The sequence below is a fragment of the Streptomyces sp. NPDC001515 genome (assembly GCF_053597115.1).
Genome location: NZ_JBSFHN010000006.1, coordinates 192,640 through 215,065, shown reverse-complemented (window position 1 = coordinate 215,065; position 22,426 = coordinate 192,640). Strand labels below are relative to the sequence as shown.

General features: G+C 72.7%; 18 protein-coding genes. 8 read left to right on the top strand and 10 right to left on the bottom strand.

Annotation, left to right across the window (positions count from 1 at the left end):
• Positions 1 to 82 precede the first annotated feature (82 nt).
• Together ACWCXC_RS09770 and ACWCXC_RS09765 are read right to left on the bottom strand one after the other, a co-directional pair.
• Positions 83 to 1,180, bottom strand: coding sequence for a threonine synthase (locus ACWCXC_RS09770; RefSeq protein ID WP_450683580.1), 1,098 nt, complete (start codon positions 1,178 to 1,180; stop codon positions 83 to 85).
• 120 nt (positions 1,181 to 1,300) lie between these two features.
• Complete coding sequence (locus ACWCXC_RS09765; RefSeq protein ID WP_450683579.1) at positions 1,301 to 2,695, bottom strand: glycoside hydrolase family 18 protein; 1,395 nt, start codon at positions 2,693 to 2,695, stop codon at positions 1,301 to 1,303.
• A gap of 262 nt (positions 2,696 to 2,957) precedes the next feature.
• Between ACWCXC_RS09765 and ACWCXC_RS09760 the strand changes: the two genes are divergently transcribed.
• From ACWCXC_RS09760 to ACWCXC_RS09735, 6 genes are all read left to right on the top strand, one after another.
• The gene (locus tag ACWCXC_RS09760) at positions 2,958 to 3,710 is read left to right on the top strand and encodes a GntR family transcriptional regulator (protein ID WP_450683578.1); all 753 of its coding nucleotides are present in this window, start codon (positions 2,958 to 2,960) and stop codon (positions 3,708 to 3,710) included.
• Positions 3,711 to 3,964: 254 nt separating this feature from the next.
• Positions 3,965 to 5,704, top strand: coding sequence for a purine-cytosine permease family protein (locus ACWCXC_RS09755; protein ID WP_450887808.1), 1,740 nt, complete (start codon positions 3,965 to 3,967; stop codon positions 5,702 to 5,704).
• Between the two features lie 246 nt (positions 5,705 to 5,950).
• Positions 5,951 to 6,151, top strand: a complete 201-nt coding sequence (locus ACWCXC_RS09750; RefSeq protein WP_450683576.1) for an SPOR domain-containing protein — start codon at positions 5,951 to 5,953, stop codon at positions 6,149 to 6,151.
• Between the two features lie 73 nt (positions 6,152 to 6,224).
• Positions 6,225 to 6,629, top strand: a complete 405-nt coding sequence (locus ACWCXC_RS09745) for a (deoxy)nucleoside triphosphate pyrophosphohydrolase (protein ID WP_450887805.1) — start codon at positions 6,225 to 6,227, stop codon at positions 6,627 to 6,629.
• A 177-nt stretch (positions 6,630 to 6,806) separates the two neighbouring features.
• A complete protein-coding gene (locus ACWCXC_RS09740) occupies positions 6,807 to 7,235 on the top strand; it encodes an ATP-binding protein (protein ID WP_450887853.1) in 429 nt (142 codons plus the stop codon).
• 192 nt (positions 7,236 to 7,427) lie between these two features.
• Entirely contained in the window at positions 7,428 to 9,995 is a 2,568-nt protein-coding gene (locus ACWCXC_RS09735) for a SpoIIE family protein phosphatase (RefSeq protein WP_450887851.1), read from the top strand.
• Between the two features lie 55 nt (positions 9,996 to 10,050).
• On the opposite strand, the gene ACWCXC_RS09730 is transcribed toward ACWCXC_RS09735, so the two are convergent.
• The 7 genes from ACWCXC_RS09730 to ACWCXC_RS09700 all read right to left on the bottom strand — a co-directional run bounded on the left by ACWCXC_RS09730 (position 10,051) and on the right by ACWCXC_RS09700 (position 19,206).
• Positions 10,051 to 10,764 carry a PspA/IM30 family protein gene (locus ACWCXC_RS09730; protein ID WP_450683574.1) on the bottom strand — a complete coding sequence of 238 codons (714 nt, stop codon included), beginning with the start codon at positions 10,762 to 10,764 and terminating at the stop codon, positions 10,051 to 10,053.
• Positions 10,765 to 10,823: 59 nt separating this feature from the next.
• Entirely contained in the window at positions 10,824 to 12,929 is a 2,106-nt protein-coding gene (locus ACWCXC_RS09725; protein WP_450887803.1) for a TPM domain-containing protein, read from the bottom strand.
• 174 nt (positions 12,930 to 13,103) lie between these two features.
• Positions 13,104 to 14,576, bottom strand: a complete 1,473-nt coding sequence (locus tag ACWCXC_RS09720) for a glucoamylase family protein (protein WP_450887801.1) — start codon at positions 14,574 to 14,576, stop codon at positions 13,104 to 13,106.
• Between the two features lie 161 nt (positions 14,577 to 14,737).
• Positions 14,738 to 15,940, bottom strand: a complete 1,203-nt coding sequence (locus ACWCXC_RS09715) for a glycoside hydrolase family 1 protein (protein WP_450887799.1) — start codon at positions 15,938 to 15,940, stop codon at positions 14,738 to 14,740.
• Between the two features lie 115 nt (positions 15,941 to 16,055).
• Positions 16,056 to 16,967, bottom strand: a complete 912-nt coding sequence (locus ACWCXC_RS09710; RefSeq protein ID WP_450683570.1) for a carbohydrate ABC transporter permease — start codon at positions 16,965 to 16,967, stop codon at positions 16,056 to 16,058.
• Positions 16,964 to 17,950 (bottom strand): carbohydrate ABC transporter permease, encoded by a 987-nt coding sequence (locus ACWCXC_RS09705; protein WP_450683569.1) that lies wholly within the window; start codon positions 17,948 to 17,950, stop codon positions 16,964 to 16,966. Before ACWCXC_RS09705 ends, ACWCXC_RS09710 begins: the two co-directional genes overlap by 4 nt.
• Positions 17,951 to 17,955: 5 nt before the next feature.
• A complete protein-coding gene (locus tag ACWCXC_RS09700; protein ID WP_450887797.1) occupies positions 17,956 to 19,206 on the bottom strand; it encodes a sugar ABC transporter substrate-binding protein in 1,251 nt (416 codons plus the stop codon).
• Positions 19,207 to 19,463: 257 nt separating this feature from the next.
• Between ACWCXC_RS09700 and ACWCXC_RS09695 the strand changes: the two genes are divergently transcribed.
• Complete coding sequence (locus ACWCXC_RS09695) at positions 19,464 to 20,444, top strand: acetylxylan esterase (RefSeq protein WP_450683567.1); 981 nt, start codon at positions 19,464 to 19,466, stop codon at positions 20,442 to 20,444.
• Between the two features lie 258 nt (positions 20,445 to 20,702).
• On the opposite strand, the gene ACWCXC_RS09690 is transcribed toward ACWCXC_RS09695, so the two are convergent.
• Positions 20,703 to 21,758, bottom strand: coding sequence for a LacI family DNA-binding transcriptional regulator (locus tag ACWCXC_RS09690; RefSeq protein WP_450887794.1), 1,056 nt, complete (start codon positions 21,756 to 21,758; stop codon positions 20,703 to 20,705).
• Between the two features lie 193 nt (positions 21,759 to 21,951).
• On the opposite strand from ACWCXC_RS09690, the gene ACWCXC_RS09685 reads away from it, so the two are divergent.
• Positions 21,952 to 22,404 (top strand): MarR family winged helix-turn-helix transcriptional regulator, encoded by a 453-nt coding sequence (locus ACWCXC_RS09685; protein ID WP_450887792.1) that lies wholly within the window; start codon positions 21,952 to 21,954, stop codon positions 22,402 to 22,404.
• Positions 22,405 to 22,426: the final 22 nt, after the last annotated feature.

Sequence of the window (22,426 nt, the reverse complement as noted above, 5' to 3'; positions counted from 1 at the left end):
CCGCCCCGCCTGCTCAGGGGGCCGGGACCGGGATCGCCCCTCCCCGTTCAGGCGGCCGGAAACCGGGGCCGCCCCCGTCCGCTCAGGCGGCCGTCCCCGTCTTGAGGCCCGCGCCGCACAGCGGGACGACGATGTCGGCGTCCGTGCGGTCGCCCACCGCCGCCCAGCAGGCCACGCCCGTCGTCTCGACGAAGAGGCCGCGCGCGGCCAGGTCGAGCTGGGCGGCCCGGATCCGGTCCTCCGGCACGGTGAGGAAGGTGCCGCCCGATTCCCGTACCGCCGCCAGGATCGCGCGGGCGCGCGGCGGGCGGGTGATGGCGATGCCCTCGGCGAGGGTGGGCGCGGCCCCGGCCGGGGGATCGAGGAGGTCGTCGGCGCCCGCGTGGAAGGCGGCCGCCAGCGGGGACACCGCCTCGGCCTGCACGGCGATCAGGGCGGGGCGGTGGTCGATCAGCCCCTGGGCCAGCAGCTCCGCCGTGGCCAGTGCGGCGCCGAGCAGCAGCGTGCCGTTGCCGACGGGGACGGCGAGGGCGTCCGGGAGGCGGCCCCCGAGGTCCTCCCACAGCTCGTAGACGTACGTCTTGGTGCCGTGCAGGAAGTAGGGGTTGAAGACGTGCGAGGCGTAGAACGTGCCGGGCGCGTCGGCGGCGGCGCGGGCCGCCAGGGCCGTCGCCTCGCGGTCGCCGGCCACGGTCACCAGCTCCGCCCCGTGGGCGCGGATCTGCTCGGTCTTCTTCGGGGAGGTGCCCTCGGGGACGTACACCGCGCAGGGCAGTCCGGCGCGGGCGCAGTACGCGGCCACGGAGGTGCCCGCGTTGCCGCTGCTGTCCGCGACGACGCGTTCCGGTCCGAGCCGGCGGGCCAGCTCGGCGAGCATCACCGCACCCCGGTCCTTGAACGACAGCGTCGGCATCAGGAAGTCGAGCTTGGCCGAGACCGTGGCCGTGAGCGGGACCAGCGGGGTGCGGCCCTCACCGAGGGTGGTGGCGGGGGAGGAGAGCGGCAGCACCTCCTCGTAGCGCCACAGGGAGCCGACCCGGCCGGGCAGCGCGTCGGCGGACAGGGGCAGGGCCGGGGTGAAGTCCAGGTCCCAGGGGCCCCGGCAGACCGGGCAGCACCAGGGCGCGGACGCGACGTCCGCGCGGGTGCCGTCCTGCGGGCAGTGATACGTGGTGGCCATGACGGCCAGCATGCCAAACACGCCCCGGAGCGGTCGCGGACTCCGCGACCGCCCCGGGGGTGCTGTCCGTACGGGGAGTTGCCCGTACGGGGAGTCGTCCGTCCCGTACGGACCCTTCGGCTACCGCCCGTTCAGCCCGCGGTCGACGGCCTTCGTCAGCTCGCCGTCCTCCGTGTCCCCGTCCAGCGACCAGAACATCGCGCCGCCGAGCCGGTGGTCACGGATGTACGCGGTCTTCGTCCGCAGGACCTGCGGGTCGTCGTACGTCCACATCGTGGTGCCGTCGAACAGCCAGGCGCTGCCGTCGCGGACATTGCGGTGGACCTTGTACGCGCCGGAATCGGCCAGCTTCTTGAGGACCTTGTAGTCCTCGGAGCCGGCCGCCCAGGTGGCGGGCGCCGGGGCCGCCGCGGGCTGCCCCATGCCGGTGCCGCCGCCGGTCACACCGGTCCAGCCCTGGCCGTAGAACGGCATGCCCATCACCAGCTTGCGGGCCGGAGCGCCCCGCTTCAGCCAGTCGCGCACGGTCCGGTCGACGCTGAAGTCGTCCTTCTTCGCGTACAGCGCGGACTGCTGACCCGTCGTCTTCTCGCCGGAGACGTGCAGGTCGTAGCCCTGGAGGTTGACGAAGTCGAAGTCGCGCATGAGACGCGGGACGTCGAAGCCGGCGTCGATCTTCTCCGCCGACGCGGGCACGAAGGCCGAGAGATCGTAGTGCTTGGGTTTCGGCTTGGGCCCGTGGTGGCCCTTGCGCGCGGCGGCCGCGCTGCTCTTGGCGTACGCGTCGAGCTGGACGCGGAACTCGTGCACCAGCGCGGTGAAGTTCCTCTTGTCCTCGGGGCGGTAGACCGTGTCGCTGTCACCGGCGGATCCCGGCCACTCCCAGTCGAGGTCCACGCCGTCGAAGAGACCGGCCGCCGCGCCCTCGCCGCCGCGCGCCCCGTCCACCGGCAGATTGCCCTTGATGTACAGGTCGATGCAGGAGGAGACGAGCGCCTTGCGGGAGGCCGCGGTGCGGACCGCGTCGGAGAAGTGCGTGGACCAGCTCCAGCCGCCGAGCGAGATCATCACCTTGAGGCCGGGGTGCTTGGCCTTCAGCTCGCGCAGCTGGTTGAAGTTGCCCGCGAGGGCCTGGTCGTCGGTGTCGGCCACGCCGTCCACCGAGCCGGCCGCGTCCAGCGGGCGCTGGTAGTCGGCCCAGGCGTCGGCCTCGCCGGCGATGTTGCCGGTGAAGCACTTCCCCTCGGCGTTGATGTTGCCGAAGGAGTAGTTGATGTGGCTGAGCTTGGCCGCCTGGCCGCTGGTGTCCAGGTCCTTGACCTGGAAGTCGCGGCCGTAGACGCCCCATTGGGTGAAGTAGCCGACGCGCTTGTAGGCGGGGGAGGAGCCGTGGTGGCCGCCTTGCTGGTGGCCCTCGCCGGGGCCGCCGTGGGCACTGGCGGTGGGGGAGACGGTGGCCGCCAGGGTGAGGGCGCAGGCGGTGATGGCCAGTCCGGACAGGGTTCTTCGACGCATGAGGCCCGTTCCTGTGCGTGTGCGGAGACATCTGCGGGAGAGGTGCATGGTCGTGCTGTGTGAGGAAGTTATTGGTCTGGACCAAAGGGGGTCAAGGGGTCGGACGGACCGGTTTGGCCGAATGCCCTGTGGTGGCCGGGTGGAACCCATGCCCGCGCGGACGAGGAATCATCACATCAGGTGAAACTCTGGCCTGCGCTTGCGATCCGGAACCCACGGTTGCGACGCTGTTGCAGTCTGTCAACCTCTTGGGGAGTGGCCTGTGACTTTCGGTGAGCAGCCCGCCTATCTGCGCGTTGCGGGCGATCTGAGAGAGAAGATCGCCAACGGTTCGCTGCCGCCGCATACGCGCCTGCCCTCGCAGGCGCGTATCCGCGAGGAGTACGGGGTCTCGGACACCGTGGCGCTGGAGGCGCGCAAGGTGCTGATGGCCGAGGGGCTGGTCGAGGGCCGGTCCGGCTCCGGCACCTATGTGCGCGAGCGCCCGGTCCCGCGCCGGATCGCCCGGTCGGGCTTCCGCTCGGAGTCCGGCGCCAGCCCGTTCCGCCAGGAGCAGACGGCGGAGGGCGCGCGGGGCACCTGGGAGTCCCGCAGCGAGCAGGACGACGCGAGCCCCGAAATCGCCCAGCGGCTCGGGATCGAACCGGGCGACCGGGTGATGCGGACGCGCTACGTGTTCCGGGACGGCGGCGAGGCGATGATGCTCTCCACCTCCTGGGAGCCGCTGGCCATCACCGGGCGCACCCCGGTGATGCTGCCGGAGGAGGGCCCGCTCGGCGGCTGCGGGGTGGTCGAGCGGATGGCCGCGATCGATGTCGTCGTGGACAACGTGGCCGAGCAGGTCGGCGCGCGCCCGGGGCTGGCGGAGGAGCTCCTGGCGCTCGGCGGGGTGCCGGGCCATGTGGTGATGGTGATCGAGCGGACGTTCTACGCCTCCGGGCGAGCCGTCGAGACCGCCGATGTCGTCGTTCCCGCCGACCGCTACCGGGTCGCCTACCATCTGCCGGTCCGGTGACCGGACGCGGCGGTCCCGGCGGTCCGTCCCGGCGTGTGCCGGGCGGCGGATCCGTGCCCGGTGGTGGCGGGTCCGGGCGCGCACGGCGGTCGACCGATATCCGGGCGGGCGCGTCCGGGGCGCGTGACGACAAGTTAACCGCCGTCCGTCCCCCGTAACAGCCGGGCAATCGTCCACGGTGACGGCTTGTCATGTCCCGCTCCTAACTTCCCGTCCGGACCCGCACACCGGCACCGACGAACGGGAAGTCAGCGATGACGGACACAGCCGTACCGAAGACGCAGCCCGCCCCCGGGCCCGCACCCGGGCCCGCACCCGGGGGCGGGGCCGCGCCCCCGCCCCGGCGCAGCTACGCGCGGCTCGCCGCCGACGAGAGCCGCGAGGACTACTCCCTGCGCTACGCGCCGCACTCCTTCCGGCGCTGGTCGCCCGGGACGGTCGCGGGCACCGCGCTCGGCGGGATCGCCTATCTCGCGGACTTCGCGATCGGCGCCTCGATCGTGTTCACTTACGGATTCACCAGCGGACTGGCCTCGATCCTGGCCGCGGCGACGATCATCTTCCTGACCGGCATCCCCATCGCACGGGCCTGCGCCCGCTACGGACTGGACATGGACCTGGTCACCCGGGGCGCCGGATTCGGCTACTTCGGCTCGACCCTGACCTCGCTGATCTACGCCTCGTTCACCTTCATCTTCTTCGCCCTCGAAGGCTCGATCATGGCCCAGGCCATGCACCAGGCCGTCGGACTGCCCGTCGAGGCCGGCTATCTGGTGACGACGCTGATCGTCATCCCGATCGTCTTCCGGGGGATGGGCGCCCTCGCCAAGGTGCAGGCGTGGACCCAGCCCGTCTGGATCATCGGCATGGTGCTGCCCTTCCTCGTCCTGGCCTTCGAGGCGCCGGACGCCTGGGGCGCGTTCGGCTCCTTCACGGGTACGGAGGGGGCGGCGCCCGGCTTCTCCTGGATCGGCTTCGGACTCGGCACCGGCGTCGCGCTCTCGCTCATCGCCCAGATCGGCGAACAGGCCGACTACCTGCGGTTCATGCCGGCCCGTACGGAGGCCAACCGGCGCCGCTGGAACCTCGCGGTCCTCGCCGCCGGCCCCGGCTGGGTGATCATCGGCGCCGCCAAGCAGATCGGCGGCGCGCTGCTCGCCTTCGCCGCCCTGGAGGCCGTCGGCACGACCCACGCGCTGGAGCCGATCGCCCCGCAGATCGAGGCGCTCCGGCCCTGGCTCGGCTCCTTCGCCCTGCCCGCCGCCGCGGTCTTCGTGATCGTGTCGCAGATCAAGATCAACGTGACCAACGCCTACAGCGGCTCGCTGTCCTGGTCGAACTTCTTCTCCCGCGTCACCCACCGCCACCCGGGCCGGGTCTGGTACATCTTCCTCAATCTCGTCATCGCGCTGACGCTGATGGAGATGAACATGTTCGCCGCCCTCAACAAGCTGCTGGGCTTCTACTCGAACGTGGGCATCGCCTGGATCGCCGCGGTCGCCGCCGATCTCGTCATCAACAAGCGGATCGGGCTGAGCCCGCCGTACATCGAGTTCAAGCGCGCCTATCTGCACGCGGTCAACCCGGCCGGATTCGGCGCCATGGTCATCGCCTCGACGGTCTCGATCCTCGCCTTCTTCGGGCTGTTCGGCACCTACGCGGAGGCGTTCTCGACCTTCATCGCGGCCGGGCTGTCGCTGACGCTGTGTCCGCTGATCGCCTGGGCCACCCGGGGGAAGTACTACCTGGCCCGCCCCAACCCGGTGAACGGGCCCGGAGTCGAGGTCCCCGACATCACCGCCACCTATACCTGTGCGGTCTGCGCCACGGCGTACGAACTGCCCGACATCGCCGACTGCCCGGTGCAGTCGGGGCCGATCTGCTCGCTGTGCTGCTCCCTGGACGCCGAATGCGGCGACGCCTGCCGCAAGGACCCGGCCGCCGGGCCGGTGCTCCTGCCGCTGCCGGTGGTGCGCGAGGGCGCCGGGAGCTGACGGGCCGGGCGCCGGAACCGACGGTCCCGGCGCCGGGAGCCGACGGTCCGAGGCCGTCTCACCCGCCCCAGGGGGCGCATTCAGCCGAATGCGCCCCCTGGGCCTTGTCCCTTCCTGGCCGGATGAGTATCTCTTTGTGCAATTCCGTATCCGGTGAGTGAAGGTCAGGCGTACGCTCCGGCATATGCGTACTGCGGATTCCTGGGGATGTTTAGACACATGCACAGCGTTCGAGGGAGGGGTGCGATGCCCGGGAGGGGCACGATGAGCGACAGCGGTGCCGTGCTCCCTTGGCTGGTCATTCGGCAGGACGACAACGGCAACCGGTACCGCGTGGGCCGTTACGCCACGCAGGACGAGGCACAGCGGATGGCGGACAAGCTCGACCAACGCGGCCACAAGCAGCTCTACTCGGTGGAGCGCGCGGGGCAGGCCGCCACCCCCTGAGGGGTGACCGGGTGCGCGGGCGCACGCCCCGTGCCGCTCTGTCGGGGGCGGCGACGGCATTACGCTCCGCACCATGACTGAACGCGTGGTGGTGGCCGGGGCCGTCTTCGACCGGGGGCGGCTCCTCGCCGCGCGCCGCAGCGCCCCGCCGGAGCTGGCCGGGCGCTGGGAGCTGCCCGGGGGCAAGGTGGAACCGGGCGAGAGCGCCGAGCAGGCGCTCGTCCGCGAACTCCGCGAGGAGTTGGGCATCGAGACCGAGCCGCTGGAGCGCCTTCCCGGCGAATGGCCGCTCGGACGCGGCCTGGTGCTGCGGGTGTGGACGGCCCGGCTGGTCTCCGGCGTGCCCGCCCCGCTCCAGGACCACGACGAACTGCGCTGGCTCGGCCCCGGCGAGACCGGCACCGTGGACTGGCTGGAACAGGACCGGCCCGCCGTCGAGGAGGCCGCACGGCGGCTGCCGGACGGCGCCCGCCCCTGAGCGGAGCGCCCTGCCCCCGTCCGCGTGCGCCCCTTTCCCCCGCCGTACAGCCGTTCGTGCGTACGGCATTGCATCCGTACGCCCCACGTGCCGACACGGGCGGTATTTCATCCGTTATTACGGGTATGTGATGGTTAGTCCCCGGATGCGGGACGGTCTTCTGCCGTGCTCTGGGAAGTGATCGGCGTGATCGGAACCGAAGGCGACTGGGCCGAGTGGAGCTTTCCGGCGGTGCCCGGCGCCGTGCGCTCGGCACGGCACGCCGTCCACGAGGTGCTGCGCGGCTGGGACCTCGACGCCGCCGTCGGCGATGTGGCGGTTCTGCTGGTCAGCGAGCTGGTGACCAACTCCATGCGCTACACGGCCGGACCCATCGGACTGCGTCTGGTGCGCCCGCACCCCGACGGGGACGGCCCCTCCGCCCACCCCGGACTGCTCGTGGAAGTCTCCGATCCGGTTCCGGATCCACCCACCGAACGCAGTGCGGGACCCGAGGACGAGGGCGGCAGGGGGCTCCAGCTCGTGGCCTGTTCGGCCCGGCACTGGGGGACCAGGAAGGGAAAGAGCGGCAAGACCGTGTGGTTCGAGCTGGCCCTGCCTGGTTAGGAGTGAGGTGGGACGAGAAAGCGATCACCGCGGTCGGCGGAACCTGGCCGAAACGGACTGAGACCGTGCTGTGATCGTGAACGCCGTGTCGGTCGGGGCCGTAGTGCTGAATACTGCGGGCAGGACCGGTCCGGTGTGTGAGCTGGAGGGGACGGTCGCGTGAGCGAGATACCTGGGACAGCGGGCGACGTGGTGTGGCAGAGCAGTCCGCCTGGCTCGATCTACGACTACATCAGGGTCGCCTCCTTCTCGATCGGCCCGGACGGCCGGATCGAGCAGTGGAGCCACCGGGCCGCCGGTCTCTTCGGCGTTGACGCCCACGACGCGGTGGGAAAGGACCCGGTCGAGGCGTTCCTGCCCGGTGCGCTGCGCCATGACGCCCACCGCCGGATCGGCGAGGTGCTCGACGGCCGCGAGTGGACGGGACTCGTCCCCTTCCGGATGCCCGGCGGCGACGGCCTCGAAGGACTGGCCGAGATCTATGTCATGCCCAGCGAGACGGCGACCGGCGAACGCGCGGCGCTCTGCACCGTCGTGGACGTACGCGCGCTCCGCCTCATCGAGACGGACCTCGCCGCCTCGCAGGCGATTTTCGGCCAATCTCCCTTTGGATTCGTGCTGTTCGGCACGGACCTCACCGTCATCCGCGCCAACCAGCGCTTCGCCACCGTCTTCGGCGGCCGGGCCGACGACCACCGGGGCCGCACCGTCGAGGACTACCTCGCCGGCAGCGAGGCCGAACGGCTGACCGCCACCCTCGAACGGGTCCTTGCCACCGGCGAATCCGTCACCGACCTCCCGCTCGTCGGGACCGTCCCCGGCGACGCCGACCGGCGCCACTGGTCCATGAACCTCTACCGGGTGCACAGCGGCTCCGGCCGCCCCATCGGCATCGCCGGACTCGCCACCGATGTGACCCGCCGCCACATCGCCGCCCGCGAGGCCGCCAGCGCCCGCCGCAACCTCGCCCTGCTCAACGAGGCCAGCGCCCGCATCGGCAACTCCCTCGACCTGGAGACCACCGCCCGCGAACTCCTCGACGTCGCCGTGCCCGGCTTCTGCGACCTGGCCTCCGTCGACCTCTACCAGGCCCTGCTCACCGGCGAGGAGGCCCCGCCCGGCGCGGCGGGTTCCCCGCGCCGCGAGGCCGTCGGCGGCTCCGCCGAACTGCGCCGCGTCGCCTTCGCCAGCGCGGTCTCCGACGCCCTGCCCGACCCCGGCCCGGCCGACGGCCTCGGGGACGGGGACACCGGCACGCGCGGGGAGCCCGGCGCCCCCGCCCTCGGCGCCGTCCACCGCTACGCCTTCGGCTCGCCCGGCGCCATCGCCCTGCGCACCGGCCACGTGGAGGACGTGCCGGGCGACGACCGGGGCTTCGTCCAGTCGACGCTGGCCGTGCCGATGGTCGCCCACGACACCGTGGTCGGCCTCGTCCGCTTCTCCCGTACGAAGGGCAGCGAACCGTTCGGCGAACGGGACCGCGCCCTGGCCACCGAACTCGCCGCGCGGGCCGCCGTCTGCATCGACAACGCCCGCCTCTACCGGCGCGAGCACGAACGCGCCCTGATCCTCCAGCGCAGTCTGCTGCCCCCCGGCGACCCCGAGGCCGCGGGGCTCGACATCGCCTGCCGCTATCTGCCCGGCACCACGGCGACCGAGGTGGGCGGCGACTGGTTCGACGTGATCGAACTGCCCGGACACCGCACCGCGCTCGTCGTCGGCGACGTGATGGGCCGCGGCCTGCGCGCGGCCGTCGCCATGGGTGAACTGCGCACCGCCGTAAGGACCCTGGCCCTGCTCGACCTGGAACCCGCCGAGGTGCTCTCCGCGCTCGACGAGGTCGCCCGGGGCCTCGGCACCCCGGGCGGCTCCGGCGGACTCGGCGGCGGCCAGTGGCCGGCGCGCGGCTCCCACAAGTCCCGGGACGCCGACCTCTCCGAGGTCTACCTCGCGACCTGCGTCTACGCCGTCTACGACCCGGTCACCCGGCGCTGCACCTTCGCCAACGCCGGCCACCTCCCGCCCGTCGTGGTCGAACCGGGCGAGGCCGCCCTGCTCTTGGACGTACCGCCCGGCATGCCGCTCGGCGTCGGCGGCGAACCCTTCGAGGAGGTCGAGGTGGAGCTGAAGGAGGGTGCCCTGCTCGCCCTCTATACCGACGGGCTCGTCGAATCCCGCGACCATCCGCTCGACGAGGGCCTGGAGGCCCTGCGGGCCGCACTCGTCGAACCGGCCCGGCCGCTGGAGGACGTCTGCGACCAGGTGCTCGGCGCCCTCGACACCCGGCACGGCGAGGACGACATCGCCCTCCTGATGGCCCGGATCCAGGGCCTTCCTGCCGAGTCCGTCGGCGACTGGCGGCTGCCCCGCGAGCCCCGCTCGGTGGGCCGCGCCCGCGAGCTGGCCCGGGGCCAGCTGATCGCCTGGGACCTCGACGAACTGGTCGACACCACCGAACTCCTCGTCAGCGAACTGGTCACCAACGCCCTGCGCTACGGCGAGGGCGAGATCCGGCTCCGGCTGCTGAGGGACCGCACCCTCGTCTGCGAGGTCTGGGACTCCGGACTCGTCCAGCCCCGGCGCCGCCGGGCCCGCGACACCGACGAGGGCGGCCGGGGGCTCCAGCTGGTCGGACTGCTCAGCACCGGCTGGGGATCCCGGCGGACCCCGCGCGGCAAGACCGTCTGGTTCGAACTCCCGCTGCCCGACGGCCGCCCCGCCGCCGAGCCCACCGTGGAGCAACTGCTCAGCATGTTCTAGGGCCTCGTCCGGAAGCCCTCGCCGGCCCCGCCCGCGCCCCTGGAACGGGACGCGGTCAGGAGGCGGCCTTCAGCGCGGCCAGCCGGGCCTCCACCTCGGCGCCCTCGCCCATCGCGTCCAACTGCTCGAACTGCGCGTCGAGCGAGGAGGCGGCCAGCTCCTGCTTGCCCTGGGCCTTCGCCTCCTCGCGCCGGACCTTGTCCTCGAAGCGGCTGATCTCGCTGGTCGGGTCCATCAGATCGACGCTCTTGACCGCGTCCATCATCCGGTTCTGCGCCTCGGCGGACTTCGCGCGCGCGACCAGCTCGTCCCGTTTGGCCTTCAGTTCCGCGAGTTTGGCCTTCATCCGGTCGAGCCCGGTCCTGAGCTTGTCCACCACCTCGGTTTGGAGGGCGATGGTCGGCTCCGCCGCTTTCGCCTCCTTCTCCGACTGGAGCTGCCGGCCCAGCGCGACCTTCGCCAGATGGTCGAACCGGTCGGCGTCCGCGCCCGCCCCGCCCGCCCGCAGCTCATCGGCCTTGCGGCTGGCGGCGAGCGCCTTGCGCCCCCACTCCTCGGCCGCCGCCACGTCCTCGCGGTGGTCCTGCTCCATCAGCCGGAGACTGCCGATGGTCGAGGCCACCGCGCCCTCCGCCTCGGCGATGTTGGAGGTGTAGTCGCGGATCAGCTGGTCCAGCATCTTCTGCGGGTCCTCGGCCTGGTCGATCACCGCGTTGATGTTGGCGCGGGCCAGCTGGGTGACGCGGCCGAGAATGGTCTGCTTGCTCATGGCACCTCTCCTGGGTGGTCCTGTCGTCGCGTGCTGCGTACGCCTGCGGCCCCGGCCGGTCAGAACCGGCCGCCGCCGCCCCGCCGGCCACGGGTCCCCCCGCCGCCGAAGCTGCCCGGCCCGCCGCCCCCGCCCCCGAAGCCGCCCCCGCCGAAGCCCCCGCCCCCGAAGCCGCCGCCCCGGCCGCCGCCCAGCAGTCCGCCGAGGATGATCCCGCCGAGCACGGCGCCGCCCATGCCCCCGCCCGGCATGCCGCCGCCCGTCCCGCCGGGTCCCGCGTACGCCCGCACGTCCCCTTCCGCGAGGCTCCGCGCCTCCCGGGCCAGCGCGTCCGCCCGGCGCGCCTCCTCCAGCGCGGTCTGGGCCTCGCCCGAGGCCGCCGCCCCGGCCCGCTCCAGCAGCCGCTGGGCCTCCGCCAGCCGGGTGCGGGCCTCGCTGCCGACCGCGCCCCGGTGGGTGGCGATGTAGTCGGCGGCCGTGCCGACGGCCGAACGGGCGGTGAGCAGGGCCTGATCGAGCAGCGAACGGGCCCGCCGGCCGCCCCGCTCCCGTTCGCGCGCCTCGATCAGCGCCTCGTCCAGCGCCGCGTCCGCCTCCTCCACCCGGCGCAGGGCGTCGACCGGGTCGTAACCGCCCGCGCCCCGCTCCTCGCGCACCTCGGCCCCCACCGTCCGGGCGCGGGCGATCCGGCCGCTCAGACCGGCGGTGGGGACGCCCTCCGCCGTCCCCTCCAGGAGCCCGTCCGCCTCCGCCAGGTCCGCGTCCAGCTCGGTGAGCGCGGCGGGCAGCCGCTCGTCGGCGGCATTCAGGTCCCGGGCGAGCCGGCCGACCCCGTCCACGAGGGTGGCCGCCTGGCCCACCGCGCCCTCGGCCGCCCGGACGAAGACGGCGGCCCCGGCCGTGTCGCCGCCGTCCACCGCCTGCCGGGCCCGGTTGAGCGAGGAGGTCGCGAAGACCAGCCGGTCCTTGGCCTGGTCGACGGCGCCCGCGGCGGGGGCCGACGCGGCGGGGGCGTACCGCTCGCGCAGCCCGGCGAGGGCGGTCTCCGCGTCCGTGACCCGGCCGGTCAGCTCCCGGAACGCGGTCTCGGCGGTCTCCAGCGCCCGGGGCGCGTCCCGCTCCAGCTCCCGCAGCCGGTCGAAGTCCTCGGCGACGGCGTCCAGCCGGGCATCGGCGTCCGCGCACCGCTTCACGATCTCCTCCAGCATCCGCCGGCGGGTGGCGTCGTCCTCCGGGTCCGCGTCGTCGAGCCGCTGGCGCAGCCGGAAGGCCGCCGTCAGCTCGCCCCGGGCGAAGGCGACGGCCTCGGTGAAGGGCGCCGCTGCCTCCTCGCCGAACTGGGCGGTGGCGAAGCCCAGTTCCTCGTCGCTCGTGCGGACCGCGTCGTCCGTCTCCACGAGCACCCGCCGGGCGCGGGCGTCGAGTTCGGGCAGCGGCTCCCCGTCGCGTCCGGTGTCCGCCGGTCCCCAGCCCGTCGCGGCCGGGGTGGTGCGGGTGGCGGTCCGCCTGCGGCGCCGGAGGAGGGCGTACGCGCCGGCCGCCGCCGCCGCGCAGACCACCGCGATCGGCAGCACCAGATCGCCGGCGCCCGTCCCCCCGGACGCCCCCGCGCCGGGGTCGGGGTCGCCCGGGGTGATCGAGGGGGTGGGCACCGGGCTTCCCGCGAGCACCGCCGCGTAGCCGTGCGCGGCGCCGATCGCGGCGCCCGCCCAGTCGTAGCGGCGCAGCGCCGGTTCGATCGCGGTGTCCGCCACGTCCCGGAGCTGGGCGTCGGTGAGGCGGGAGTCCTGGTCCACCGAGTAGGCGTACAGCCGGTCGTGGGTGGCGACGGCCAGCAGCACGTCCTCGCGGCCGAGGCCGTTGCGGTCGGCCGTCGCGTCGGCCCAGTCCTGGGGCGGGCGTCCGGAGAAGTCACGGACGTAGACCACGAAGAGCTGGAGGCGCCGCTCGTCGTAGAGCCGGTCGAGGGCGGTCGCCACCTCGTCCCTGCGGTCGCCGAGCGCCCCCACCCGGTCGGTGATCTGCCCGTCCCGGGACAGCGCGACCGGATCGTCGGCGCGGGCGCCGGGCAGCGGCGGCAGGGCCAGCCAGACCACCGCCAGCAGCACGGTGAGCAGGGCCCGGCCCGGTATGAGGATCCGGGTGCGGCTCTCGGGCGGCGTCACGTCTGCGAGGCTAAGTCCGCCCCCGGGCCCCCGCGACCCGGCCGGGCGGGACCGGGGAGGGGCCGGCGCCCGCGCGGGCCCGGCCGTCCGTTCCCCCACCGCCCCGACCTCCCGCCCCCACCCGTTGGTACGGCCGGGGGACGGGCGGGCGGCGGGACACGGCAGGGGTCCGGCTCAGATGCCGAAGCGCTCCTTCGCGAGCAGCGGGCGCACCCGGGCGCGGAAGCCACCCGTGCGGAACGGCCGCTGGAGCAGGCCGGGGCGCAGGGCCTGGGCGAGGGCGGCGGCGATCATCCCCTGGTCGAGGGCGAGCGCGAAATCGCTGACCCGGCCGGTGGAGACGTTCACCGAGTCCCGGAAGCCGTACCCCTCGTGATACGCGCCGAAGTCGCGGTCCAGCGCCCTGAGGTTGGCCAGCGCCTCGGCCGGGGCGTAGGGCAGGGCGAGGAACGAGGCGTGCGGGGTGACCACCCCGTTGGTGAACGCCGACGGGGGAGGCAGTGGGGCGCCGTCCGTCGTGTACGTGCGGTCGGTGTTGGAGGCGTACCCGTCGAGCTGCATGCCGAGCGCGTCGACGCCGTACTCCTGGTAGCCGCCCTCGGGGACGTTGGCGGGCGAGAAGCCCCAGTAGCCGTACTCCGCCTCCTTCAGACCGTGGTCGATCTGGCCGCGCACATAGCGCGCGTGCGTGCGCCCCCATGAGTGCGGCGACCACTCGGCCTCCGGCACGAACAGCGGGACCATCAGCGCCTCGAACATCGAACCGCCCCAGGTGGGGACCAGCGCGCGGCCCCGGTGGGTGTAGTGGCCCTGCCAGACGCGGATGCCGTCCATCGCCACGTAGCTGCCCTGCGGCCGCTGTTCCTGCTCGTTGCCGGGGGCCAGGGTCCGCAGCAGGTGCCAGTAGTGGTCGGCGGGCAGCGATCCGTCCGCGATGCCCAGGTAACTGGCCATGCGGGGCTCGGTGTTGAGCGCGCCGTAGTGGTGCCCGGTGGGCTCCTCGGTGTCCGGCCAGAAGCCGCCCCGCAGCTGGCCGGGGCCGGCCACGGGGTCCGCCGGGTCGTAGGGCGTGTAGTAGTACGACCAGTCGGCCTCCGCCAGGACGCGCGCGACGCGGGGGCGCAGCGCGGGGGCCGCGTCGGCGGCGATGCGCAGACCGGTGACCAGCCAGGCGTTGTCCACGGAGGAGAGGAAGGGGCGGACCGGGGCGCCGGTGCCCGGCCATGCGGTGAGCACCGAACCGTCGTGCGCGTCGTACCAGTTGAGCCAGAAGCCGTGGTGGCGCTCCAGCCGCTCCACGGTCCGCACGGTCAGCTCCAGCCGTTCGTGCATGGTGGCGTCGTCGATGACGCCGAGACCGGCGGCGGCGACCGTGGACCAGAGCCCGCAGCCGATGTTGGTGGGAGAGGTCTGGCGGGAGAGGACGGGGGCGCCCGGACCGCTGAGGTCGATCGTGTCGGCGGCGAGGCCGAGCCCGGTCGTCATCGCCTCGATCGAGCGGTAGGTGTCGCGGAACCAGCGCAGCAGCAGCGCCTGGTCCGGGGTGCGGGCGAGGGGCGTGGCCCCCGCGGCGGACGCCGTGACGGCCGGGAGGGCCAGGGCCGCGGCCCCGGTTCCGGTGGCGGTGAGAAACGTGCGACGGTCCATGAATCCGGCTCCCTGGGGCAGAAGGGGGAATGGCGGCGTTGCGTGGTGTTGCTCGTGCGCGGTGGTACGGCGAAGCGGTACGGGGGCCGGCGGAGGTCAGGTTCCGCCGGCCCCCGTACGGGGTGGGAGCCGTCAGGTGCTCCCGGTCTCGGGGCCGGCGGTCAGCCGGCGGTGCGCGGCAGCGCGCGGGTGCGGCCCATCTCGCCCAGCCAGACGGCGGAGGGCTTCGGCAGCCGCTCGAAGGTCTCCGGGTCCCAGCCGATGAGGCCGAAGGTGGGCGCGTAGGAGCCCCACTCGTAGTTGTCGAGCGCGCTCCAGGCCAGGTAGCCCTGGACGTTGAGGCCGTCCTCCAGCGCGGCGGCGACCTCGTTCAGCGCACCGGTGTAGTAGTCGACGCGGCGGCTGTCGACGTCGGTGGCGATGCCGTTCTCGGTGACGATCAGCGGCATGTCGGGGCCGGCGATTTCGGCGGTGTGGCGCAGCGCGTACCCGACGGCGGCGGGGTAGTACTCCCACTGGGTCAGGGTGCGCTCGACGTCGTCGGGCGTGGGGATCGGGCCGTCGGCGCCGATCCGCGTACGGGTGTAGGACTGCACGCCGATCCAGTCGTCGCCGCGGGCGGCCTCGATGAAGACGTCCTCGCGGGGGTGGCGGTAGGCGGCGGTGATCTCCTCGGCGCCGGGGAGCGCCTGGTAGACCTGGTTGGCGATGGTCCAGCCGACCTTGATGTCGGGGTTGATCGCCCGGACCTCCTTGACGGCCGCCTGGTGGGCGGCGATCACGGCGGCGGTGGTCTCGTCGTCGGGGGTCGGCAGCCCGGCGGGCGGGAAGCCGATCTCGCCGCGCTTGGCCAGCCCCGCCATGACGGCGATCATGTTCGGCTCGTTGATCGTGCAGACGTGGGCGACGCCCTCGCCGATGACGGGCGCGCAGGCCGCGACGTACCGGGCGAAGAGTTCGGTGGCGCCCTCGGAGGTGAAGCCGCCGCGGGCCTCGAACCACTGCGGGACGGTGAAGTGGTGCAGGGTGACCATGGGGCGCAGGCCGCGCTCGATGGCGCCCTCGACCATCCGGCGGTAGTGGGCCAGCTCGGCGCGGGAGAACTTCCCCTCGGCGGGCTCGATGCGGGCCCACTCGATGGAGAACCGGTAGTCCGTGAAGCCGAGCCCGGCGAGCACGTCCATGTCCTCGTGCCAGCGGTGGTAGCTGTCGCAGGCGTCCAGGCTGGGTTCCTGGATGTGGGTGCCCGCGGTGTGCTCCTTGACCCACCAGTCGCTGTTGGTGTTGTTGCCCTCGATCTGGTGGGCGGCCGTGGAGGCGCCCCACAGGAATCCTTCGGGGAACGGGACCTGGGTGTGCGTCATCGCGAACTGTCTTTCTGGGTGCGTGAGGGGTGCGGCCGGCGCGGGTGTGGGGGCGCGGCCTCGTGGGTGTCGGTGGGGCGGCCCGGGAAGGGGGTCCGGGCCGCCCGGGGGCGGGCTACTTCATGCCCGCGGTGGCGATGCCCTGGGTGAAGTGGCGCTGGAGCGCGATGAACACGACCAGGACGGGCAGCACGATCAGGAACGATCCCGCCATCAGCACGCCGTTGGAGCCGCCCGCCTTGTTGGGATCGGTGGCGAACGTGGCCAGCGCGACCGGCAGGGTGTACTTGTCGGGGTCGTTGGTCGCGATGAGCGGCCAGACGAAGTTGTTCCAGGAGCCCAGGAACGTGAAGATCGACAGGGTCGCCAGGGCGGGCTTCACCAGCGGCATCACGATGCGCCAGAAGATGTACCACTCGCCGGCGCCGTCCATCCGGGCCGCCTCCAGCAGCTCGTCCGGGATCGACTGCATGAACTGGCGCATCAGGAAGACCCCGAAGGCGCCCGCCGCGAACGGCAGCACCAGACCGGCGTACGAGTCGATCAGGCCCATCTTGCTCATCAGCACGAACAGCGGCAGGAGCATCAGGTTGCCCGGCACCATCAGGGCGCCCAGCACCAGACCGAAGATCTTGTTGCGGCCGGCGAAGTTCAGCTTGGCCAGGGCGTAGCCGAGCATCGAGCAGAACACCAGGTTCGAGACGGTGACCAGCACCGCCACGATCACCGAGTTCATGAAGTACAGCGGCAGGTCCAGCTTGTCGAGCAGCTCCCGGAAGTTGTCCAGGGTCCACTCGGTCGGGAGCCAGACCGGCGGGCTCGCGGTCAGTTCGCTCTGCGTCTTGAACGCGGACAGGGCCATCCACAGGAACGGCGCCGCCATGATCAGCAGACCGACGGAGAGCAGGACGTAGACGAGGACCCGCCGCACCGAGCGGGGCCGCTTGCGGCCGGCCGGGTCCGGGGCCTTCCAGGACGTCTGCGACGGCGCCGTCGGGACGGCGCCCGGTGCACGGGTGGCGCTCATTTCGTGTTGTCCTTCAGCAGTCGGAGCTGGAGCACCGTGATGCCCATGATCACCACGAAGAGGACATACGCCATGGCGCTCGCATAGCCCATGTGGAAGAAGTTGAAGCCCTCGCGGTACATGTTCAGCGAGACGGTGAGCGTCGAGTCCGAGGGACCGCCCTGCGTCATCACGAAGGGCTCCTCGAAGACGTTGAGGTAGCCGATGGTGGTGATCACCGTGGCGTAGAGCAGGGTGGGCCGCAGCAGGGGCACGGTGATGGACCGGAACTCCTGCCAGAGGTTCGCCCCGTCCAGCCGGGCGGCCTCCCGCACCTCGGTGGGGATGGCCTGGAGGCCGGCGATGAACAGGACCATGACCGTGCCGAGGTTGCGCCAGACCGCCATCGCGATCATGGAGGGCATGGCGAGCTTCTCGTTGCCGAGGAAGTCGGGGGCGGTGAGGCCCACCTCGGAGAAGAGACCGGCGATCAGACCGTCGCTCGGATCGAGCACGAACCGCCAGACGACGGCGACCGCGACGATCGTCGTGACGACCGGGGCGTAGAACCCGACCCGGAAGAAGGTCCGGGCCCGGTCGATGCCGTTGTTCAGCAGCACCGCGACGACCAGTCCGAGGAAGATCGTGAGCGGGACGCCGACGACCACGAAGTACGCGGTGTTCCACAGCGACTTCACGAACTTCTCGTCGCCGAACAGCTTCGTGTAGTTGTCGAAGCCGATGAAGTTCGCGTCCATCGGGTGGGTGACGTTGCGCAGGCCGAAGTCCGTGAAGCTCATCACCAGCGTGGCGATGATCGGGACGGCCATGAAGACGAGGAAGAGAACGAGGAACGGGGTGGAGAACAGCCACCCGGCCCAGTTCTGCCGCCCCAGTGAGGGCTTCTTCCGCCGCGTCTTCCCGGGCCCGGCGGCCGGGGACGAGGTCCCCGGCCCGGCCTGCACCTCGGCCGGCTGCGCGGCCCTTCCGGTCATGGTGCTCATGGCTCCTACTTCACGAGGCCTTCGATCTGGGACTGCGCGGTCTTCAGCGCGTCCTCGGCGGAGGCCTTGCCCTGGGTCACCTTGGCGATGGCCTGGTCGACCTTGTCGGTGATCTCGGTCCAGTTGGACAGCGAGGGGGAGGACTTGGCGGTGTCCATCTGCTTCTTGAAGACCTGGAGGTCGGCGTCGTCGGCGAGGGCGCCGGAGGTCCAGGCGGAGGTGTTCGCCGGCAGGTCCTTCGTGCGCTCGTACCAGTCGGCCTGGCCCTTGGTGTCCGTGAGGTACTTGATGAACTCGGTGGCCGCGGCCTTGTGCTCACTGTCCTTGGAGACCACCAGGGAGGAGCCGCCCGCCATCGAGACGGAGGAGGCGTCGGCGGGCACGTTGGCCACCGCCCACTTGCCCTTGATCTGCGGCTGGCCCTCGTTGAGCAGGGTGACGTGCCAGGGGCCGCCGAAGAACATCGGGACGCGGCCGTTGCCGAAGTCCTTCACGACGTCGTAGCCGGGCTGCACGGACTTGTTCGACAGGCCCTTGTCGAAGTACGAACCGTACTCCTTGAGCGCCTTGACGGCGGCCGGGCTGTCGATGACGACCTCGCCCTTGTCGTTCACGATCTCGCCGCCGGCCGAGTACAGGAAGGAGTAGAAGTTCTGCACCGTGTCCAGACCGCTGGGCTGGATGGACAGGCCCCACTTGGTACCGGCCTTCTTCTGGTACGCGGTGGCGAGGTCCTTCATCTCCTTCCAGTCGGTCGGAGCCTTGGTGATCCCGGCCTTCTCGGCCAGGTCGGTGCGGTAGTAGAGGACGCGGGTGTCGACGTACCACGGCACGCCGTACGCCTGGCCGTCGACCTCGCCCTGCTGCCAGCCGGCCGGGAAGAAGTCCTTCTTCCGGAAGGTCTTGATGTCGACGGGCTCCAGCACGCCCAGCTCGGCGAACTCGCCCATGTAGCTCCCGCCCATCTGGGCCACGTCCGGCATGGTGCCGGCGGCGGCCGCGGAGACGAGCTTCTGGTGGGCGACGTCCCAGCCGACCGGGGTCACCTTGACGGTGATGTTCGGGTGGGCCTTCTCGTACTCCTTGGCCACATCCGTGAGCTTCTCGCCCTCGGCCCCCATGGCCCAGACGGTGAGCGTCTGCTTGCTGTCCGCGGCGACGTCGTCGCCCCCCGAGCTGCCGCAGGCGGTGAGACCGAGGGCGAGCACGACGGCGACGCCGACTCCGGTGGAGGCGTTTCTGGCGGTGCGGGACATGGAGGGCTCCTCCTTGAGCAATCCGGATGTATGCGCTGCCTGTAAGCGCATACATCACTCTGCGGCAGAGATTCGGAAATCCGCAAGAGGGTGCTAGGTCACACTCGTGCAACATGCCGGTCACGTCATGGGTCAGCTTGAAACGGTACGGGGGGTGTGGGGGTGAAAGAGGGTGATGTGACCGATTACGCATGATTGGTACGGGCCCCGGTGGACACCCCGGCGGTCCGGAGCGGAGGCGGGATAGTGTCGTGATCATGACTTCGTTTGCGCATGACTTCCCTTTTGACCCGGCCTACGGGCACACGCTCGACGACCTGAGGGCCGTGCCCGCCCCGCCCGCCCCCGACGACTTCGCGGACTTCTGGCGGGCCCGCTACGAGGCCGCCCTCGCGGTGGCCACGGAGCCGGAGCTCGGCCCGGTGGAAGAGGAGCGCGACGGGGTCCGGATCCACTCGGTGACGTACACCTCGGTCGGCGGGGTCCGGCTCGGCGGCTGGGTGGCCCTGCCGCTGGAGTCCGGACCGGTGCGCCACGGCTTCGTCATCGGGCACGGGTACGGCGGCCGGCAGGAGCCCGGCCCGGAGGTGCCGCTGCCGCTGCCCGGCTCGGCCGCGATCCTGCCGTGCGTCCGGGGCATGGTGACCCGGGGCACCGTCGAGGGCATACCCGAGGTCTCCTCGGCCCATGTCCTGCACGGCATCGCCTCGCGCGACACCTATGTCATCGGCGACTGCGTGGCCGACCTGTGGTGCGCGGCCTCCGCGCTCCAGGAGCTGGTGCCCGAGCTCGCGGGCCCGGGGCGGCTGGGCTATCTCGGCGAGAGCTTCGGCGGCGGCCTCGGCGCGCTGGCCCTGCCGTGGGACCCCCGGTTCGCCGCGGCGCAGCTGACCGTCCCCACCTTCGGCAACCACCCGCTGCGGCTCACGCTCCCCTGTGCGGGCAGCGGCGAGGCCGTGCGCGGCTACCACGCGGACCACCCCGAGGTCGTGGAGGTGCTCCGCTACTTCGACGCCGCCACCGCCGCCGGGTTCGTGGAGCTGCCGACGCTCGTGGCCGCCGCGCTCTTCGACCCGTACGTGCCGCCGCCCGGCCAGTTCGCCGTGCACAACGCCCTCGCGGGCCCGACGGAGCTGCTGGTCCTCACGGCCGGCCACTTCGAGCACGAGGGCCTGGCGGCCGAGGTGGCCGCGCTGGTGGCGGCCCGGCGAGAGTTCTTCGGCACGCACCTGGCGTAGGGGCGGTACGGCGGTACGCGAGCCCCGGCGCGCGCGTCGGGGCGGCGCGGCGCGGGCGGAGGCGCCGGTGGGACGGCGGGCGCGGCGGCGGGGGCGCGGTGGCGCCGGCCTGCCGCGGGCCTCGCCCTCGTCGGTCGCGGCTCGCGCGGCGGGGGCCGGGCGAGCGCTGCGGGGGCCCGAGCGGGCTTCGTCCCGCCGCGTGCTGGGGCGGGGGCGCGGGGGCCCCGCGCCGAGGGGGCGGGCCCCGCCCCCGCCCCCTCAGCCGCAGCCGCAGCTCGCCCGGCGGACCGGGGTGACCGGGAGGGTGAGGGAGACCGGCTCGCGGCCGGTGTTGTTCAGGCGCTCGACCAGCAGCTCGACGGCCTGCTCGCCCAGCTGCCGGATCGGCTGGCGGACCGTGGTGAGCGGCGGCTGGACGATCCGGCTGAGCGGGATTCCGTCGAAGCCGGTCACCGCCATGTCCTGCGGCACCCGCACCCCGCGCCGGGCGAGCGCGCGCAGGGCGCCCACCGCCATCTGGTCGTTGGCGAAGAGCATCGCCTCGGGCGGCTCCCCGCCCCGGTCGAGCAGCGCCTCGGCGGCGGCGGCGCCCTCGGCCTGCTTCATCATCGGCGTGCGCAGCGCAGGCGCGTCGGGCACCGGCAGCCCGGCGTCCCGGCAGGCCTCGCGGAAGCCGCGGAAGCGGGCCTCCGAGTCCGGCGAGTCGGTCTCGCCCGCCACGAAGGCGAGCCGGTGCAGCCCGTGGTCCTCGATGAGATGGCGGGCCAGTTCGCGCTCGCCCTCCTCGTTGGCGACGACGATGTGGTCGAGGTGGTCTATCTCGCGGGGGCCGGCGAGCATCACCACGGGCAGTCGGCGCGAGATCACCTCCAGGTCCTCGGTCGGCACGGTCTGGGCCAGCACGGCGAAACCGTCGACCCGCCCGGCGACCTTCGCGACCAGGGACTCCGGACCGCCCTCCAGGGAGGCGGCGATCAGCAGCGCGTACCCGTGGCGGCGGGCGGCCCGCTCCATGCCCCGGATGATCTGGTCGGAGTAGAGCATTACCGCGTCGTCGGCGTCGCTGTCGGCCTCCGCGTCCGCCTCGGCGTCCGGGTCCGCGTAGTCCGGGAAGCAGAGCCCGAGCACCCCGGTCGTCCGGCTCGCCAGGCCCCGGGCGTTCCCGCTCGGCACGTAACCCAGCTCCCGGGCGGCCTCCAGGACCCGCTCACGGGTCTGCGCGCGCACCGAATCGGGGGTCCGGTAGACCCGGGACACCGTGGCGATGGAGACGCCCGACCGCTCCGCGACGTCGTACACCGTAGGGGCGCTCACTCGACCGACCGTCCGCTTCTTCTTCCGTACCGACGTGCCGCGACGGAGGTCCGCGCACACGTTTTGAAAGCGCATTCACCCTAGATCGCGGGCCGTGTCAAGAGCAAGGGTGACCGGGAACGGGATGAATCGTCCCGGTCGAGATTGACAGGCTGCCTTGCAAGATTTCCTGCGCATCTCCTACGGTGGGGCCATGGCCCGACCCCAGGCAACCGCCCCCGACCCGACCCCCGAGGAGGTGGCGGACCAGCTCGCCTCCGTGGTCGGCCGGCTGGTGCGCCGGCTGCGCTCGACCTCCTCCGAGAGCCTGCTGACACCGACCCAGCGCTCCGCGCTGGCGCGGCTCCACGACATGGGCCCCACCACCACGGCCGGTCTGGCCCGCGCCGAGTTCGTCCGCCCGCAGTCCATGCGGCTGACCCTGGGCGCGCTGGAGGAGCAGGGACTCGTCGCGCGGTCGCCCGATCCGGCCGACGGCCGCAAGTCCGTCATCTCCCTCACGGACCCGGGCCGGGCCGCCCTGGCCCGGGTGCGCGCCGCCAAGCGCGACTGGCTGGCCGAGGCGGTCGCCGACGGGCTCGACGGGGCCGAGCGGCGCACGGTCGCCGAGGCGGTCGCGCTCGTCGAGCGGCTGATCGGCGCCTGACCGGCCGGCCGCGCCCGCCACG